The organism is Dyella jiangningensis (genome assembly GCF_003264855.1).
GTDB lineage: Bacteria > Pseudomonadota > Gammaproteobacteria > Xanthomonadales > Rhodanobacteraceae > Dyella > Dyella jiangningensis_C.
In genome coordinates this window covers 226,545-244,122 of sequence record NZ_NFZS01000001.1, presented here as the reverse complement: position 1 = coordinate 244,122, position 17,578 = coordinate 226,545, and the positions used below count along the sequence as shown (strand labels likewise).

The window sequence follows — 17,578 nt, the reverse complement described above, 5'->3', positions numbered from 1 at the left end:
TGAAAAATCGGGCCCGGCAAAGTGCCGGGCCCGTTGGCGGGGAGGTAGCCTCAAATCAGATCTTGAAACGAAGGTTCAGGTAGTACTGGCGGCCGTTCACGTAGAACGCATACGGCTGCTTGCCGTAGTTCGGATTGACCGTGTAGTACTTGAGCTTCGGGTTGTTGAGGTTCATCGCATCCAGCGTCAGCGACATCCACGAGTTGATGTTGTAGCCGAACGATGCCGCCAGGTTGCCGATGCCGGCCTGGTAGTACGTGTCGGTACGGCTCACACCGGCGTAGAACGACGAGCGGTAGGTGTAGCTGATGCGGGCGTTGAACATCTGGTTTTCGAAGTAACCGGAGACGTTGAACGTGTTCTTCGAGGTGCCCTGCAGCGGCTTGCCATCCTCCGCCGAACCGCTGGCGTAGGTGTAGTTCGTCTGCACGCCGAAGTAGTCACCGATCGGCTGGATGTAGTTCAGTTCGACGCCCTTGACGTGACCGTTGACGTTGGTCGGCACGCTGACCTGGTACGTCGAGAACACATCGTGACCGGCGGTGTTGCTGGCCTGCTGGTCCTTGAACTGGATGTTCTGGGTACCGAAGTTGATGTAGTCGCTCAGCTGCATGTTGTACACGCCGGCCGACACGAGGCCGCGCGGAGCGAAGTACCACTCCAGGCCGGCATCGAAGTTGGTCGAGATGAGCGGCTTCAGCTGCGGGTTGCCGCCGCTGCCGGTATGGGTCAGGTCATCCAGCGAGTACGAACCGGCCAGTGCCGAGTAGTCCGGACGGGTCATGGTCTGCGACGCGGCGAAGCGGGCGATCACGTCGTCCGTGATGTTGAACTTGAAGTTCGCGCTCGGCAGGAACTTGTCGTAGCCGTGGTTGTACGTGTTGACGTAGTAGTCACCGAAGGCCGAACCGGTGATCGGGCCCGCCGAGGTGTACGACGATACCGCGCTGGAGTTGTAGTTGATGTCTTCCTTCGTATAGACGTAGCGAAGACCCACGTTGGCGGTCCAGCGGTCGCCGGCGAAGTTCGCCTGCACGTAGGCAGCCGTGTCCTTCTCGTTGACCTTGTAGATGTTCTGCCAGTTGAAGCGCGCCACCGGATCGCGGTTGGCGTACTTGGCATCAAACGCGGCCAATGCACCCGGGCTGTAGTACCAGGCCGGGCCCGGGGCCGTCACGCCGAGGTCGCTGTTGAAGCCGCTCGGGTAGTTGGACCAGCTGGTCGGGTAGTTGGCCGGGTTCTGCCAGTCGCCCGTCGGGCCCTGGCCGATATCGGTCTTGTTCTCGCGGGTGTGGTCGGAATAACGCACGCCGAAATCGAGCGTGCTGAGGTTGATCGGCGAGCTGTCCAGCGCCCACTCGCCATCGAACTGGTAGAAGTCTTCCTTGTCCTTGACGTGGATGTCCTGGTCGCCAAAGATCCAGCCGGCCGAAGGGATGATGCCCGACGGCGAGGTGTTGTCACCGCCGATGGCCCAGTTGGTCGGCTTGCCGGTGCCACGCATATCCCAGCTGGCGCCAGCGCCGGCGCCAAAGCCGAGTTCGCTCACGTCCTGGTGGTCGCTGTTGCCCTTGCCCTGGGTGGTGCCGATCTGGCCGGTAAAGGTCAGGTGATCGGTGGCGCGCCATTCGGCGTCCAACGTGGTGTATGCCGACGACGACGAAGCGCCCGGACGGGAGATCTGGTCGTACACGCCATACGGCGTGGTGCTGCCCGCCTGCGGTGCGAACGAGGCATTGGTGAGCACATTGCCCTTCACCGTGTACGACTGCAGGCCCGCGCCGCTCGGTACGAACTGGCTGGCCCACAACATGTAGTTGCGGTTGAAGTTGTCGGCCTCGAGCTTCGAGTAGAAGCTGTTGAGGTTCAAGGTCAGGTTGTCGAGCGGCTTCCACTCGATGTCCACCGTGCCGCCCTTGCGGGTACGGGTCTGGGTGAACAGGGTCTGGCCGATCAGGTTCGGGTAGTACTTGCCCGCGAGGTCCGGATGGGCCGTCGCAATGGCGCTGTCGGCTGCGATCTGGTTGTAGCCGCCCACGATTTCCTGGCCGTCACGCTGCAGGCTGCGCTTCTCGTAGAACGCCTGCGCCATCACGCCGATGGTGTTGTCGTCGCTCTTCCAGTTGACCAAGCCGTTGAACTGCGGCTTGGTGTCGCCCGGCAGGTCGGAATAGACGCCACCGACAGCTGCCTGCGCAGTGAACGGCTGCGCGAATTCCAGCGGCTTGCGGGTGATGATGTCGACCGTACCGGCACTGCCGCCTTCCTGCAGCTTGGCTTCGGAAGACTTGTGCACGACCACTTCGCTGACGACTTCCGCCGGCAGCAGGGTGTAGCTCACGCTGCGGCCCACGGTCTGCACCTGGCTCAGCACGAACCAGTCGCCGGTGCCGACGGTGTGACCGTTGACCAGGGTCTGGGTCATGCTCGGGTTGGTGCCGCGCAGGCTGACGCGGTCGTTTTCGTCGAAGCCGCCTTCACTGGCGCTCGACGAGCTGATGTTGATGCCGGGCAGGCGCTGCAGCGTGTCGGCCACGTTCTTGGCCGGCAGCTTGCCGATGTCTTCGGCGGTGATCACTTCGACGTGCGAGTCGGCTGCCTTCTTGAGGTTCAGCGACTCGGCTTCCGAATCGCGGATACCGACGACGGTGACGGTACCCAGTTCCTTGGCCTTGTTCTTGTCAGCCGTGGTCTGGGCGTTGTCCTGGCCGGAAGCGGCCGGGCCCGGCTGCGCCGGGGTGGTATCGGCAGCGTACACGGAGCCGGACAGACACAAGCCGGCGATGATGCTTGCTGCTAGCAGAGTCTTGCGGTTTGACATGGTTTCCTCCCCTCGAAGGCGTATCTGCAGCGGATGTATGTGGGTCGTCCGGCTGCGGCGTGGCTGTCTGGGCTTGCGCCCGGTTCAATGCAACGGTGAAGCGGTTACTGCGTTCTCCCCCGGTCGTGCTGGCCGTCCAGGTACATGCCGGCCGCGCCGATCACGCCCAGCTGGCCGTGTTCCATCAGTCGTACGGGAACTTGCTGCAGGAAAGGGCGCATCACGCCCTTGTTGAAAAAACGCTCGCGAAAACCGCTGACCAGCAGCACGTCGCGGATTTGCGGCAGGATGCCGCCGGCGAGGAACACGCCGCCGCGCGCGCCGTAGAGCAGCGCCAGATCGCCCACGAAACTGCCCAGCAGGCTGCAGAACACTTCCAGGGCTTCCACCGCCGCGGCGTCGCTGCGCGCGAGCGCGGCCTGCGTTACCTGGCTGGGTAGGGAAAGCAACGGCGCCTGGTCGCGCAGCACGCACAGCGCGCGATACAGGTTGATCAGGCCGGGGCCCGACAAGGCGTGCTCGAACGACACGTGGGCACGTTCGCGCGAGAGGTAACGCAGGATTTCGATCTCGCGCTCGTTGCCCGGCGCCAGCGCGATCTGTCCGGCTTCGGTGGGCAGCACGGTGGCGTGCGGCTTGCCCGGCAGCAGCACCGCCGAACCCAACCCCGTGCCCGGACCCATCACCAGCACCGGGCCCGCCACGTGCGGCACCTCGGTTTCGATCACCGGCGTGGTGTCGGCATGGCTGAGGAACTGCGTGGCATACGCCACCGCTTCGAAGTCGTTGATGACCGCCAGCTGGTTGATGCCGAGGCTGTCGCGGATATCGCGGATGGACACCGGCCACGGAAGATTGTCGTTGACGATGGCGTCGCCGAGCACGTAGCCGGCGCTGGCGACCGCGCAGGCATCCACGTGCACGCTGCGATCGAGCTGGCTGACGAAGTCCTTCAGCACCGCGGTGAGGCTCGGCCAGTCGGCGCAGGCATAGCGGTGGTACTGCAGCACCGTGACCGGGCGGATACCGTCGGGCTCCTGGCTGACCAGGCCGATGCGCGCATGCGTACCTCCGACGTCGGCCGCCAGAAACATGCCTTCCGCCGAAAACCCGCCCGTGCTGCGGCTTACCCCTTCGCCCACTGCGATCCCCTCGTCATCCCTTCGTCACGTAGTTGTGAAACGCGACCCGATTTTGGCCGGAGTCTGGTAACGACTGACAACGTTGTCAACAACCCCGCGCGTTTAGCCGGCAAGACGGCGTGCTGCCGCGCAACAAGCCCCATAACCATAGGGTTATGAGCCCCGGCCAAGTCCGCCATCATTTCCTTTTAATCCAATGGATTACTGATAGTCATGGATGGCGCGCGGGCGGTCCCGCGCCGCGCCATGGATCGTTCGGCGAGCCGTGGGCATAGCGGTCATTTGGGACCCTGCCGAAGGTCACGAAGGATGACTCGACAGGACATTTTTGGATCCGGCAGACCCTGAAATTGACAACGTTGCTAGACGCGACTGTCGCACGGTCATCGCACGCTGCCCTCCGCCGCGCGAATGCTTTCGTCGCGACACGGGCTTTTCCCGCCATGGCCTCGCTCCTACAGTGGCGGCTTTCCGATGGACGCCTGTTTCGCATGCGAGAAACCAGCCGATGCCCGGTGCCGATGCCTTGCCCACGGCAGAAGCCATCGCCGTGGCATTGAACGGCGCCCCCTTCATCGAAGCGCTGTCCGAAGAGGCATGGCTGCTGCGTTTCGGCGACACGATCGATGCCGCCTTGAACGCCCGCGTGCACGCTGCCGCGCGACGTCTCCAGGCGACACTGCCCGGCATCGAGTGCGTGCCCGCCTATGCGAGCCTGTTGCTGCGCTTCGATCCGCTGCAGTGGATCGATATCGGCACGGCGGCGCCCGACCAGCGCCTGCACGATGCCGTGCTTTCGTCGCTCCAGGACCCCGCCGTGGTCGTGGATGAAGCGCGCGTGGTGACGGTCCCCGTGCTTTACGGCGGCGACCACGGCCCCGATCTGCACGATGTCGCGGCGCATGCCGGCCTCTCTGAAGCAGAGGTCATCGCGCGCCACACGGCAGCCGACTATCGCGTCGCGATGCTCGGCTTCGCGCCCGGCTTTCCTTATTTGCTCGGCCTCGATCCGACGCTTGCCATGCCGCGTCGCGCTGATCCACGACTCAACGTCGCCGTGGGCAGCGTCGCCATCGGCGGCATGCAAACGGGCATCTATCCGCAGGCGTTGCCGGGCGGCTGGCAACTCATTGGCCGTACGCCGCTCACCTTGTTTGACCTGGCATCCACACCACCCTCGCTGCTGCAGCCCGGAGACCGCGTGCGCTTTCGCGCCATCGATGCGCGTGAGTACGAACGGCTCGCCAAGACGGTTGGCGGCAACGCATGACCGCGACCGTCCTCAAACCGGGACTGCTGACCAGCCTCCAGGATGGCGGCCGGCGCGGCTATGCAGCGCTCGGCGTGGGGCGCGCGGGCGTGATGGATGGGCCTGCATGGCGACTGGCCAACGCCTTGGTCGGCAACGTCGGTGACGAAGCCGTTCTCGAGTTCACGCTGACTGGACCGACCCTGCGATTTTCGCAACCGGCCGTCATCGCGCTCACCGGCGCGCATGTGGATGCGCGTGCCGATGCACACGCCCTGCCCGGCTGGACCCGCTGCGTGCTGCCTGCCGGCAGCGTGCTGCAGCTGGGTGGCATGCGTCGCGGCTGTCGCGGCTATCTGGCCGTGCATGGCGGTTTTAGCGCAAGCGCCGTACTCGGCAGTCGCAGCACCGACATGCATGCCCGTATCGGCCCGCTCGACGGGCGAATGCTGCGGACCGGCGACGTGCTGGCGATCGGCGAGCAAAAGGCACGAGCGTCGCAGCGCACCACGCATACGCCGCACGTGCTGTCCTGGGGGCTCGATCCCCGTCCCTGGTTCGATGACGTGGCGAGCCCACTGGCCCTGTTGCGCGGCCACCACTACGCGCAACTCGACGAGGCATCGCAGCGCGTGCTGTTCGATGCGTCGTTCGCCGTCAGCAAGGACAGCAATCGCACCGCCAGCCGCCTGGACGGCCATAGGCTCAGCTTGCGCCAACCGGTGGAACTGATCTCCGAAGCCACCTTGCCGGGCACCATGCAGTTGCCGCCGTCAGGACAGCCGATCGTGCTGCAGGCGGAGGCGCCGGTCACGGGTGGCTACCCGCGCATCGGCCAGCTCGCGGCGGTGGATCTTCCGCGCCTCGCGCAGCGACGCCCCGGCGATGCCGTATGCTTCCGGGAGACCACGCTGGATGAGTCGCTGCAGCGACTGGCGCGTCGCCAGGAACGCCTGCAACGCCTGCTGTATCGCATCGAAGAACGCCTGGAATCCGCATGAGCGCCGCCATCCGCAAGACCATCGACATCAACAGCGACCTGGGCGAGTCCTTCGGCGCCTGGCGCATGGGCGACGATGCCGCCCTGCTCGCGGTGGTGAGTTCGGCGAACATCGCCTGCGGCTTTCATGCGGGCGACCCGGACATCATGCGCCGCACGGTCGCGCTGGCCATCGAGCACGGCGTCGCCATCGGCGCCCATGTATCGCTGCCCGATCTGCAGGGCTTCGGGCGACGCGAGATTCCCGTCACGCCGGCCGAGGCTTACGCGATCACGCTCTATCAAGTTGGCGCATTGCACGGCTTCGCACAGGCGGCGGGCACGCGCCTTCATCACGTGAAACCCCACGGCGCGCTGTACAACATGGCCGCGCGCGATCGCCGGCTCGCCGATGGCATTGCGCAGGCGATACGCGATTTCGATCCCACGCTTTGCCTGTTCGGGCTGGCGAATTCCGCACTGGTCGATGCGGGTCGCGAGGCGGGATTGCCGGTGGCGGCGGAAGCCTTCGCCGATCGGCGCTATCGATCCGACGGCTCGCTGCAACCTCGCCGAGAAGCCGATGCGGTCATCACCGAAAGCGACGAAGCCATTGCGCAGGCCATGGCGATGGTACGCGAAGGCCGCGTGCGCGCAGTGGACGGCGACATCGTGGAACTGCAGGCCGATACGCTGTGCGTCCACGGCGATGGCGCGCATGCGGTGGCCTTCGCCCGCCAGCTGCGCGCCTCGCTGGAGGCCGCGGACATCGGCATCCATGCCCCGGGCCAGCGCGCATGAATTACTGGCCGCTGCTGGGCGTCGCGGTGATCGTGATCGGCTTCGCCCTGCGCTTCAACGCGGTGCCGGTGGTGGTGTGTGCGGCCCTGGTCAGCGGCCTGCTCGCCGGGCTGCATGTACCCGACCTGCTTGCATTGCTGGGCAAGAGCTTCGTTTCTTCGCGCATGCTGTTGATGTTCGTGCTGACCCTGCCCGCCATCGGCTTGCTCGAGCGCGCGGGCCTGCGGGAACACGCCCAGCAATGGATGGCACGATTGCGCAGCATGACGCTGGCACGCCTGCTGATCGGCTATCTGCTGGTGCGCGAGGTGCTGGCGATGCTCGGCCTGATGGGCGTGGCAGGCCACGCACAGACCGTGCGTCCGCTGCTGGCGCCCATGAGCGAAGCCGCGGCGGAGAAGATCCTGCCGGCATTGAGCGACGACGATCGCGATGAACTGCGCGCGGTGGCCGCCGCCACCGACAACGTGGGCCGCTTCTTCGGCGAGGATGTCTTCATCGCGCTGGGCGCCGTGCTGCTGATCCAGGGTTTCTACGCGCAGCACGGCATCGAACTCACGCCGCTCGCGATCGCGCTGTGGGCGCTGCCCACCGCCATCGTCGCCTTCATCATCCAGTCGGTGCGCATCTGGCTTTATCAGCGCCGCCTGCAACGACGCGCGCTGCAGTGGCGCGGCGAGCAGGGCGGTTGAGCATGCTGCGCATCGAGTACGCCTACTGGCTCATCGCCGCTTTCCTCCTCTATGTGGCGTGGCGCAACCTGCGCGAGGGACAGGGCAGTCGCGCGGCGTTCTGGCTGTTGCTGGGCTTGTTGTTCGCCGGTGGCGATGGCGTGCTGGCGCAGCAGAAGGCGGGAAATCCACTGCCGGCCCAGATTGCCGGCGCGATGGTGATCGCTCTCGCCTTGCTCGCACCGCGACTGCGCCGGCACGCCCACGTGGACACCGTCAGCGCGGAACAGCGGCTGGCCTCGGCGCTCCGCCTCGGCCACAAGCTGTTCATGCCGGCGCTGCTGATTCCGCTGGTGACGCTGATCGTGGCCTTGGTCGGCGCCCATCTGTCCGTGGCTGGCCACGCCTTGTTTGCCACGCCGCAAATGACCTTGACGGGATTGGCGCTCGCCTGCGTCATCGCGTTGTTCGCCGCCGCCTACGTGGCGCGCGCACCCTTGCATCAGGGGCTCTCCGAGGGCCGGCGCCTGCTGGATGCGATCGGGTGGGCCGCGTTGTTGCCCTTGCTGCTCGCCGCGCTCGGTGAAGTGTTCACCCAGAGTGGCGTGGGCGCGGCCATTGCCGCGCTTGCCAACGCCATCCTGCCGGAAGGCAGCGCGTTCGCCTGCCTGCTGGTGTTCGCGCTGGGCATGGTGCTGTTCACGGTGATCATGGGCAACGCGTTCGCCGCGTTCCCGGTGATGATGGCGGGTATCGGCCTGCCGCTGCTGATCCAGCAGTACGGCGCACACCCGACCATTCTCGGCGCCATGGGCATGCTGTGCGGCTACTGCGGCACGCTGCTGACGCCGATGGCCGCCGACTACAACCTGGTACCCGCCGCGCTGCTGGAGCTGCGCAGCCCCTATGGCGTGATCCGCGCGCAGTTCTGGAGCGCGGTGATGATCTTCGTCGCCACCTTCATCATGATGTGGCTGCTGGTGTTCCGCTGAGACTCCATCGATGAGTAAGCCCCGCATCCTGTTGACCGGCTTTACCCCGTTTGGCGACGAGACGATCAATCCCTCGTGGGAGGCCGTGCGCGTGTTGCACGATCGCGAGATCGGCGGTCACCGCGTGGTGGCACGACTGCTACCTACCGTGTTTGCGGCATCCCGGCATGAGCTGGAATCAGCGGTACGCGAGATCCAACCCGCCATCCTGCTCGGCGTCGGGCAGGCGGGCGGACGCAGCCGTCTGTCGATCGAGCGCGTGGCGATCAACGTGCAGGACGCGCGGCTGCCGGACAACGAGGGCGCCCAGCCGATCGACGAGCCGGTGATGCCCGGCGGGCCCTCTGCCTACTTCAGCACGCTGCCGATCAAGGCCATGCTCGCGGCCCTGCAGGCGGCAGGCTTGCCAGCCGAAGTGTCCAACACAGCCGGCACCTACGTGTGCAACCACGTCGCCTACCTCATGCTGCACTTGGCAACGCTGGCGCCGGGAGCCCGGGCCGGATTCATGCATATCCCCTACCTGCCCGCCCAGGCGGCGCGTCTTGCCGGTGCACCGAGCATGGCGGCCGAGGACGTGGTGCGCGGACTGGCCGTGGCACTGGAAGCCGCGGCAACCCGTGCGACGGACGAGAAGCTGGGCGCCGGCGCACTGGACTGAGCTGGAGCGTACAGGCGGCTTCCCTCCGGCGCCCGAGGCGCGCATGCTGGATAGGGTGGCGGGCCTGGAATGGGCTAGTCGGCGCCGTGGTCGCCCTCGGGCGGACTTTTATGATAACGTTGTCATCGCAGTTTTCCCGGGCCAAAACAATAGCTTGGCCAAGGTGCGAAGCAGGCCGCCAGACACCTCGCTTGTGCGCTGCAACACCTTGTTATGAATGCTTTTTTAAGCAATCTGGCGGTGCTGCAGACCATACCCCGCCGTGTGGAAACCGCCCAGCCCGCCCGACGTCCGTCCGCCACGGCCATGACCGCTCCATGACTCGCACGCGTCAATATTTGACAACGTTGTTAGTTAGCTCGATAAAGAGCCACTGGGGGAGCCGGGCCGCTAGCGCCCGCCAGTCATGAGGCCATCCGCGGGGAGTTCACCATCCATGTCGTCCACAACGCTTGCCGCCGGACAGACGCGATCGTCCAGCGTCGTGCCGATGCTGATCATCGGCGTGCTGTTCTTCATCTTCGGCTTCGTCACCTGGCTCAACGGCCCGCTGATCACCTTCGTGAAGCTCGCCTTCAACGTGGATGACGTGTCCGCCTTCCTGGTGCCGCTGGTCTTCTATTTTTCCTACTTCTTCCTCGCCATTCCGTCGTCGAGCGTGTTGCGCCGCACGGGCATGAAGAAGGGCATGGGCCTGGGGCTGTTCGTGATGGCCATCGGCGCCGTGCTGTTCGGCCAGTTCGTCAGCATGCGCATCTTCTATCCCGCGCTGGTCGGCCTGTTCGTGATCGGCGCGGGCCTCGCGCTGCTGCAGACCGCGTCCAATCCGTACATCAGCATCCTTGGCCCGATCGACAGCGCCGCGCAGCGCATCGCCTTCATGGGCATCTGCAACAAGGTGGCCGGCGCGCTCGCGCCGTTCGTGTTCGGCGCGCTGGTGCTCAGCGGCATCGACAGCTTCGACGCGCAGGTCAAGGCCGCACCGACCGATGCGGCGCGCGAGGCCTTGCTCAATACGTTCGCCGCCAAGATCCATATGCCCTACATGGTGATGGCCGCGCTGCTGGTGCTGCTGGCGATCTGGGTGGTCCGCTCGCCGCTGCCGGAAATCAAGCCGGCGGGCGCCAATGCGGAGTCGGATATCGGCCACGGCAAGGGCGGCATCTTCAGCTTCCCGCACCTGTGGCTGGGCGTGCTGTGCCTGTTCCTCTACGTGGGCGTGGAAGTGATGGCGGGTGATGCCATTGGCACCTACGGCCAGGGCTTCGGCCTGCCGCTGGAGGAAACCAAGCACTTCACCTCCTACACGCTGATCGCGATGCTCGGCGGTTATCTCGCGGGCCTGGTGCTGATCCCGCGCTTCATTTCGCAGCAGAGCTACCTGGCCGTATCGGCGGTGCTCGGCGTGCTGTTCACGCTCGGCGCCTACTTCACCACCGGTGGCGTGTCGGTGGGCTTCGTCGCCGCGCTGGGCTTCGCCAACGCGATGATGTGGCCGGCGATCTTCCCACTGGCCATCCACGGCCTGGGTCGCCTCACCGAACGCGGTTCGGCATTGCTGATCATGGCCATCGTGGGTGGCGCGCTGGTGCCTCAGTTGTTCGTGCACCTGAAACAGCACTTCAACTTCCAGCTGGTATTCATGGCGCTGATGGTGCCTTGTTACCTCTACATCCTTTACTACGGCGCCAAGGGCCATCGCGTCGGCCAGCACGCGCCCTGAGCCAGGGCGGGCATGGCGCCCGCCTCGCTGGGCTACGATGCCCGTTCCCCGTTCTGCCGGAGTTTCCACGTTGCGCAACCCCACCATCAAGGACGTCGCCAAGCGTTCGGGCGTTTCGCTCAAGACCGTCTCGCGCGTGATCAACCGCGAGACCTCGGTGCGCGCCGATACGCGCGAGAAGGTCGAACGCGCGATCGAAGCCTTGGGCTACCAGCCCAATCCTTCCGCGCGCGGCCTGCGCAGCACGCACGCCTACGCCATCGGCCTGGTGTACGACAACCCGAACGCGCACTACGTCATCAGCATGCAGGATGGCGTGCTGTCGGCCTGTCGCGAACGTGGCTATGGACTGCTGATTCATCCCTGTGATTCGACCTCGCCCGGCCTCGCCAACGAGCTGTGCTCGCTGGTCGAACGCAACCGCCTTGCCGGCCTGGTCCTGGCGCCGCCGATGTCCGAGGAGCCGGAGCTGATCGCCAAGCTCAGCGCGAACGACATCAGTTTCGTGCGCATCATTTCCTCGCGCGAAGATCCCCATGATGGCGCGCCCTGCGTGTACGTGGACGACCGCAGCGCGGCGTATGCCATCACCGAACACCTGATCCAGATGGGCCACAAGCGCGTCGGCTTCCTGTGGGGCGAACCGCACCATCGGTCGAGCCCGGAGCGCTACCAGGGCTATGCCGATGCGCTGAAGGACTACGGCATTCCGCTCGACAAGAAGCTGGTGCTGCCCGGCCGCTATGCATTCGATGACGGTTTCCGCGGCGCGCGCAAGCTGCTTGCGCTGAAGGATCCGCCGACCGCGATCTTCGGCAGCAATGACGAAATCGCCGCCGGCGTGCTCGCCGCGGCGCGCTCCAGCGGGCTGGATGTGCCGTGGAATCTTTCCATCGCCGGCTTCGAGGACAGCCCGTTCTCCAAGCAGGCGTGGCCCGCGCTCACCACCGCGCGCCAGTCCACCAGCGACATCGGTCGCCATGCAGCCCTGCAGTTGATGGCCGAACTGCAGCGCAAGGCCGGCGCTTCGGTGGAGATGCCGCATGCCGAATGTTTCGTTCCCGAACTGGTCGTGCGCGGCTCCACCGCGCCACCGCAAACCACCCCGCCACGCAAGGGCTGATGCCCTGCGGTGTGCGCCCACACGCATGCCATTGAGAAGACGATGAAGGAAGCCAGCTCCACCCTGATGTACCGCGAGGCGCACGAAACGGCCGCCGTGGTCGAGCGCCAGTTGCGCGAGAATGCACCGATCCTCGCCACTCTCGGCGAACGTCTCCGCGCCAACCCGCCACGCTTCATCGTCACCTGTGCACGCGGCAGTTCCGATCACGCTGCAGCGTACGCCAAGTATGTGTTCGAGACGCGGCTCGGCCTGATCACCGCGTCGGCTTCTCCGTCCATCTCCTCCATCTACGACGCCGACCTGCACATGGACGGCGCGCTGTTCGTCGCCATCTCGCAATCGGGCAAGAGCCCCGACCTGCTGCGCAGCGCGCAGGCCGCGAAGGATGCAGGCGCACACGTGGTGGCGCTGGTGAACGTGGAAGACTCGCCGCTGGCCAAGATGGCGGACACTTTCGTGCCGCTGCGTGCAGGCCCGGAACTGAGCGTCGCCGCGACCAAGAGCTATCTCGCCACACTGGCGGCGATCCTGCAGATGACCGCGCACTGGTGCAACGACGACGACCTGCACACCGCGGTGGCACGCCTGCCCGGTGACCTGCGCCAGGGTTGGGACTGCAACTGGAACGCGATGGTCGAAGGCCTGCGCGATACGCACAACCTGTTCGTCGTGGGTCGTGGCTTCGGCTTCGGCGCAGCGCTGGAAGCAGCGCTCAAGCTCAAGGAAACCTGCGGCCTGCATGCCGAGGCCTTCAGTGCGGCGGAAGTGAAGCATGGCCCGATGGCGCTGGTGGGTGAAGGCTTCCCCGTGCTGTTCTTCGCCCAGGACGACGGCACGCTCGACAACACCATGGCCGTGGCGCGCGAGTTCCGCGCACGCGGTGCGCGCGTGTTCGTCGCCGCGCCCGGCAACCACGATCCCGACAAACTGCCGCTGCCCGAAGGCATCTCGCCCATCGTGACGCCGCTGCTCGCCGTGCAAAGCTTCTATCGCGCCGCCAGTGCGCTGGCACTCGCGCGCGGCTACGACCCCGACGTGCCGCCGCATCTGCGCAAGGTGACGGAGACGATGTGATGAGCGCCCAAGTCACCGCCCTCGTCAACGCCCGCGTGCTTACCGACCACGGCCCGCAGGATGGCCTGGCCGTGCTGGTGCGCGGCGATCGCATCGAAGCCATTGTGCGCGCCGACGACGCGCGCGTGACGGCCGCGCAGCGCCACGACCTCAAAGGCCAGTTGCTGCTGCCGGGCTTCATCGACGTGCAGGTGAACGGCGGCGGCGGCGTGCTGTTCAACGCCGAGCCCACCGTCGACGCGCTCGCCACCATGGGCGCCGCGCACCGCAAGTTCGGCACCACCGGCTTCCTGCCCACGCTGATCACCGATACCGCCGACGTCATGCGCAAGGCGCTGGATGCCGTCGACGCTGCCATCGAGCAAGGCGTGCCGGGCGTGCTCGGCATTCATCTGGAAGGCCCCTTCCTCGCCACCGCGCGCAAGGGCATCCACGACGCCAGCCTGTTCCGTCTGCCGGACGCGGAAGACATCGCCGCCATCACGCGCAACCGTCGCGGCGTAGTGATGCTCACGCTCGCGGTGGAAGAAGTGCCGCTCGACACCATCCGCCAGCTCAGCGAAGCCGGCGTGCTCGTCGTGGCGGGCCATACAGCCGCCAGCTACGACACCACGCGCGCCGCGCTCGATGCGGGCGTGTGCGGCTTCACCCATCTCTACAACGCGATGACGCCGCTCGGCAGCCGCGAACCCGGCGTGGTTGGCGCGGCGCTGGACGATCCATACAGCTGGTGCGGACTCATCGTCGACGGCCATCACGTGCACCCGGCCGCACTGCGCGTCGCCATCGCCGCCAAAGCGCGCGGCAAGAGCGTGCTGGTCACCGACGCGATGCCGCCGGTGGGCGCGGACAGCCCCGAGTACATCCTCAACGGCCAGACCATCATCGCCCGCGACGGCATCTGCCAGAGCGACACCGGCGTGCTCGCCGGCTCCGCCCTGGACATGGCGACCGGCGTGCGCAACCTCGTCAACATGGTGGGTTTGCCGCTGGCGGAAGCATCGCGCATGGCGAGTGCTTATCCTGCCGCTTGGCTGGGGCTGGACCGCACACATGGTCGTCTCGTGGCGGGGCAGCGGGCGGATTTTGCCGTGCTGGGTGAGGGACTGGTGGTGAGTGAAACGTGGATTGCGGGCGTGCGCTACGCCGCGTAGGGCTGGCGCGCCCCGCACCTGTAGGAGCGCACCCAGTGCGCGATGGCCTTTCGCCTCGGTCTTTACGTTCGTCGCCCCGGCGTAGGCCGGGCCCCAGAGCCTCGGTTTTTGTTTGTCGTGTTATGGCGACGGGGCTCGCCTGCGGCGGGCTTCCGCCCTCCTGCCGGAGGCCGGGTCACTTTTCTCTGTCTGGCCAGAGAAAAGTGACCAAAAGAGAGGCCATCCCCGCGTGACGCTGTCTGGGCTGCGCCCAGCCAGTCCGTGAGGGCCGGCCGGGCTTTTCGACCGCGCTCCTGCCCGGACGAAAAGTGCCCGACATCCCTGTCGGGCACCCCTACGGGGCCTGATCGTCCGCCCCTCACCGCCACACAGGGGATTCAGCGAAGGCTCGTGCCGCTTCGCGGCACATCGCTTCGCGAAGCCTGCGGCCCCGTTGTAGGAGCGCACCCAGTGCGCGACCGCGCACTGGCATGGTTGCCTCTATTCGCGATTGTCGCGATGGTGCAAGACGAGGTACGTCGTAACACTGCGGTCGCGCACTGGGTGCGCTCCTACAGAGGTAAGCAAGGTGTTCGCGAGCACCTGCCCCTCACCCCAGCTTTCTCCCCGGAGGGGAGAGGGGATTGGGTGCGACAACTCCTAGATTCCCGCGCCGGCCAGCGAAGCTGCTTTAAGCCCTCTTCGCTACGGCGCGTTGCGGTGTAGCCGCTTCGTTCGAGGTAGTAACGAGCGGACCAAGGCTGTCCCCGGCCCTCCGACGCTTCTATCCCACGTACTAAGAGCCTTGGCTCTAAAAGGCCATTTTCTTTGGGTTACTTTTGACGCGAAGCTAATCCCGTGGGACTTTGACTCCGGGCGTTCCGCCCTACGCCCTTCCTCGCTCCTCAAAGCCGGCGCCATCCATGGCGCCTCCCCGCGTGCGAGCCGGCTTCGCCGTTCGCACGCCAAGAGCGCGTGCGTGGGCCAGCAAAAGAAAAGTGACTCGAGCGTCCCACGGGACTAGCTTCGCGTCGTCCCACAGGGACTAGCTTCGCGTCGTCGGCAGACGATCGAAACGCCCGCTGCGTCCCACAGGGACTCCCTTCGGTCGTAAGCGGCAACCTAGCGGCAGCACAGCAACCGAAGGCCAAACGCTCTCTAGCAACAACGAAAACCGTGCAGCGCATCGCGAAAGACTGTCGCGCACAGGGTGCGCTCCCACAAGGAAGGAAGAGCGGTGCTGCGTTCGATCGCGGTGCGCGCAAGTCACGCGCGCGAGGACACGAGAATGAATCATCGCCACGCCAGCCGAGTACAACCTCCCACTCACCAGCGCCACGCGCCCTCACTGATAAACATGCAACCGATCAAACACCCACGCGTGATACGACTTCACCAACCCCGGCTGCGCACAATCGGTGTACAGACCATTGCACTTCGTCCGCAACGCGATCGCCGCCGAGAAATAGGGATCGGTCGGCAGATCGGCCGCCTGCAGCACCATGCTCGGCAGCATGGCGATGTCGAGCAGTGGATAGCGCGGTAGTGAGGCGCCCTGGAAGTTGCTCTTGATCATGTAGTACGTGAGGTAGTCCTTGTACTGCGCGAGGCCTTCCGGCCAGGTGCGCGGCATCTCGCGGATCAGGCCGCTGAAGGACGGCTGGTGGTCGCCGAAATGCACGATCACCGTCGGCTGGGCGCGATCGAGGAAGTCATGCTCCAGCCCGCGCATCGCCACGTCGGAGTTGTGCAGGTTCGACAGGTAGGTGTTGAAGTTCACCGATTCGCGCGTCGGCAGGCCCTTCAGTAAGCCCTTGTTGAACGGTGCGGGCAATGACGAAATCGGATCGGTGTCGTGCGGGCCGTGCTGGGCCAGCGTGAGGATCATCACGAACACCGGCTGCCCCGGCTTCTTCACCTTGTCGTAGACGCGCTTGGCCGCGGTGAACATCTGCGTGTCGGTTTCTTCCCACTCCTCCAGGCCGAGCTGTCCGGCGTCGTAGAACTGGTCGAAGCCGTACGCCGTGTACGCATTGCGGCCGTTGAGGAAGGCGCCGTTGGTCGGGTAGATCGCCACCGTGAGGTAACCCAGGCGCTGCAGCTGGCGCGGCAGGCTGTCCTGCACATGCGGCGCGAGCACGTACGGCGCATACATGCCACCCGGCCCGAAGATGTCCTGCGGCATGCCGGTGAGCGTGGCGAACTCGCTTACCCAGGTGCCACCGCCGAAGGTGTGCACGCGCAGCGGGCCGGTGGCGCGGGTGCGCGCATCGGCCTTGAACAGGCCCACGCGGCACTCGGGAATGTTGCACTGGGTGAAGTTGGACGGATTGAAGGTGCTTTCTTCCAGCACCTGCACGATGTCCGGATAGTTTTCCGGCGTGCGCGGCGTGGCGGCCGGAAAGCCCGATGCGGTCGCGCTCCAGTCCTGCTCGGCGACGGCGTCGTCCGCCATCTCAGGCATCTGGACGTCCGAATCGCTGAAGTTGACGAAGAAGTTCGTGATCTGCGCGTCGTCGGAGAGCTTCTCCCACACATTCTTCGCATGCACTTCGGCGAACGGGCCGTTCGGCAGCAGGCATACCCAGAACGCCACCGCCCACAGCGCCACGCCACCCACGCGCGTCGCCCAGGCGCGGCGCCGGGTCATGTGCGAAAGCATGCGGCGATCGAAACGCCATACGGCCCACAACGCGAGCGGCGTCAGCACGCCGACGGCCAGCGTCAGCATCCACAGATGCGGATAGTGACCCAGGGTCTCCAGCAGGCTGCTGCGGGCGTAGTAGATGAAGTCCGCCGGCATCAGCGGCGAATCCAGGTAGCGCAGCTTGAGCACCGAGAGGAAATTGAGCGCGAGGAAAAGGCCGCCGCTCACCACCAGCGCCGTGGCCGGTCGCGCGAAGGCGAACAGCAGGACGCCGAAGGCGCACACCATCAGGGCGATCACGAAGGCCTGCTGCAACAGGGCCGGTTCGCGCAGCGCCGTCATGCTGATGCAGAACACGAAGAAGCAGGCAGCAAACAGCCAGGGCCCACTTCTTCGCAGGAAGCGTAGCGATGATTGCGGCATAGGTTGCGGCCCCCTGTTTGGCCTGGCTGTCATTCGGCCGCAATTCTACGGTCTCCAAACCGTCACATGCACAATGGCAGGCAACGGCCAAATGGCGATGCAAAGCGGTTCAGCGGCGGTTTCGCCATACGGACGC

General features: G+C 65.8%; 13 protein-coding genes. 10 read left to right on the top strand and 3 right to left on the bottom strand.

Annotation, left to right across the window (positions count from 1 at the left end):
* Window positions 1-55 precede the first annotated feature (55 nt).
* A complete protein-coding gene (locus CA260_RS01015) occupies window positions 56-2,821 on the bottom strand; it encodes a TonB-dependent receptor (protein WP_111980616.1) in 2,766 nt (921 codons plus the stop codon).
* Between the two features lie 104 nt (window positions 2,822-2,925).
* Window positions 2,926-3,963 carry a glucokinase gene (glk, locus tag CA260_RS01010; RefSeq protein ID WP_272946558.1) on the bottom strand — a complete coding sequence of 346 codons (1,038 nt, stop codon included), beginning with the start codon at window positions 3,961-3,963 and terminating at the stop codon, window positions 2,926-2,928.
* 508 nt (window positions 3,964-4,471) lie between these two features.
* Between glk and pxpB the strand changes: the two genes are divergently transcribed.
* The 10 genes from pxpB (at window position 4,472) to nagA (ending at window position 14,393) form a co-directional block, all read left to right on the top strand.
* Window positions 4,472-5,233 carry a 5-oxoprolinase subunit PxpB gene (pxpB, locus tag CA260_RS01005; protein ID WP_111980614.1) on the top strand — a complete coding sequence of 254 codons (762 nt, stop codon included), beginning with the start codon at window positions 4,472-4,474 and terminating at the stop codon, window positions 5,231-5,233.
* On the top strand, window positions 5,230-6,213 hold the full coding sequence (locus CA260_RS01000) for a biotin-dependent carboxyltransferase family protein (RefSeq protein ID WP_111980613.1): 984 nt from the start codon (window positions 5,230-5,232) through the stop codon (window positions 6,211-6,213). The genes pxpB and CA260_RS01000 overlap by 4 nt, the downstream gene beginning before the upstream one ends.
* The gene (locus CA260_RS00995) at window positions 6,210-6,992 is read left to right on the top strand and encodes a LamB/YcsF family protein (RefSeq protein WP_149917162.1); all 783 of its coding nucleotides are present in this window, start codon (window positions 6,210-6,212) and stop codon (window positions 6,990-6,992) included. Before CA260_RS01000 ends, CA260_RS00995 begins: the two co-directional genes overlap by 4 nt.
* Window positions 6,989-7,684: a DUF969 domain-containing protein gene (locus tag CA260_RS00990; RefSeq protein ID WP_111980612.1), complete on the top strand. Its 696-nt coding sequence runs from the start codon at window positions 6,989-6,991 to the stop codon at window positions 7,682-7,684. The genes CA260_RS00995 and CA260_RS00990 overlap by 4 nt, the downstream gene beginning before the upstream one ends.
* Window positions 7,685-7,686: 2 nt before the next feature.
* The gene (locus CA260_RS00985; protein WP_111980611.1) at window positions 7,687-8,655 is read left to right on the top strand and encodes a 5-oxoproline transporter, DUF979 family subunit; all 969 of its coding nucleotides are present in this window, start codon (window positions 7,687-7,689) and stop codon (window positions 8,653-8,655) included.
* A gap of 10 nt (window positions 8,656-8,665) precedes the next feature.
* The gene (gene pcp, locus CA260_RS00980; RefSeq protein ID WP_111980610.1) at window positions 8,666-9,316 is read left to right on the top strand and encodes a pyroglutamyl-peptidase I; all 651 of its coding nucleotides are present in this window, start codon (window positions 8,666-8,668) and stop codon (window positions 9,314-9,316) included.
* A gap of 436 nt (window positions 9,317-9,752) precedes the next feature.
* Window positions 9,753-11,039 (top strand): sugar MFS transporter, encoded by a 1,287-nt coding sequence (locus tag CA260_RS00975; RefSeq protein WP_111980609.1) that lies wholly within the window; start codon window positions 9,753-9,755, stop codon window positions 11,037-11,039.
* Between the two features lie 37 nt (window positions 11,040-11,076).
* The gene (locus CA260_RS00970) at window positions 11,077-12,162 is read left to right on the top strand and encodes a LacI family DNA-binding transcriptional regulator (RefSeq protein WP_172461682.1); all 1,086 of its coding nucleotides are present in this window, start codon (window positions 11,077-11,079) and stop codon (window positions 12,160-12,162) included.
* Between the two features lie 42 nt (window positions 12,163-12,204).
* A complete protein-coding gene (locus CA260_RS00965) occupies window positions 12,205-13,239 on the top strand; it encodes an SIS domain-containing protein (protein WP_111980607.1) in 1,035 nt (344 codons plus the stop codon).
* Window positions 13,239-14,393 (top strand): N-acetylglucosamine-6-phosphate deacetylase, encoded by a 1,155-nt coding sequence (nagA, locus tag CA260_RS00960; protein WP_111980606.1) that lies wholly within the window; start codon window positions 13,239-13,241, stop codon window positions 14,391-14,393. The genes CA260_RS00965 and nagA overlap by 1 nt, the downstream gene beginning before the upstream one ends.
* 1,324 nt (window positions 14,394-15,717) lie before the next feature.
* Here the strand turns inward: nagA and CA260_RS00955 are convergent.
* Entirely contained in the window at window positions 15,718-17,442 is a 1,725-nt protein-coding gene (locus tag CA260_RS00955; protein ID WP_111980605.1) for an LTA synthase family protein, read from the bottom strand.
* Window positions 17,443-17,578 lie beyond the last annotated feature (136 nt).

Excerpts from the sequence above, each read along its gene's own strand:
- CA260_RS01015 (WP_111980616.1), bottom strand. The coding sequence starts at position 2,821 with ATGTCAAACCGCAAGACTCTGCTAGCAGCAAGCATCATCGCCGGCTTG.
- pxpB (WP_111980614.1), top strand. The coding sequence starts at position 4,472 with ATGCCCGGTGCCGATGCCTTGCCCACGGCAGAAGCCATCGCCGTGGCA.
- CA260_RS01000 (WP_111980613.1), top strand. The coding sequence starts at position 5,230 with ATGACCGCGACCGTCCTCAAACCGGGACTGCTGACCAGCCTCCAGGAT.
- CA260_RS00995 (WP_149917162.1), top strand. The coding sequence starts at position 6,210 with ATGAGCGCCGCCATCCGCAAGACCATCGACATCAACAGCGACCTGGGC.
- CA260_RS00990 (WP_111980612.1), top strand. The coding sequence starts at position 6,989 with ATGAATTACTGGCCGCTGCTGGGCGTCGCGGTGATCGTGATCGGCTTC.
- CA260_RS00985 (WP_111980611.1), top strand. The coding sequence starts at position 7,687 with ATGCTGCGCATCGAGTACGCCTACTGGCTCATCGCCGCTTTCCTCCTC.
- pcp (WP_111980610.1), top strand. The coding sequence starts at position 8,666 with ATGAGTAAGCCCCGCATCCTGTTGACCGGCTTTACCCCGTTTGGCGAC.
- CA260_RS00975 (WP_111980609.1), top strand. The coding sequence starts at position 9,753 with ATGTCGTCCACAACGCTTGCCGCCGGACAGACGCGATCGTCCAGCGTC.
- CA260_RS00970 (WP_172461682.1), top strand. The coding sequence starts at position 11,077 with ATGCCCGTTCCCCGTTCTGCCGGAGTTTCCACGTTGCGCAACCCCACC.
- CA260_RS00965 (WP_111980607.1), top strand. The coding sequence starts at position 12,205 with ATGAAGGAAGCCAGCTCCACCCTGATGTACCGCGAGGCGCACGAAACG.
- nagA (WP_111980606.1), top strand. The coding sequence starts at position 13,239 with ATGAGCGCCCAAGTCACCGCCCTCGTCAACGCCCGCGTGCTTACCGAC.
- CA260_RS00955 (WP_111980605.1), bottom strand. The coding sequence starts at position 17,442 with ATGCCGCAATCATCGCTACGCTTCCTGCGAAGAAGTGGGCCCTGGCTG.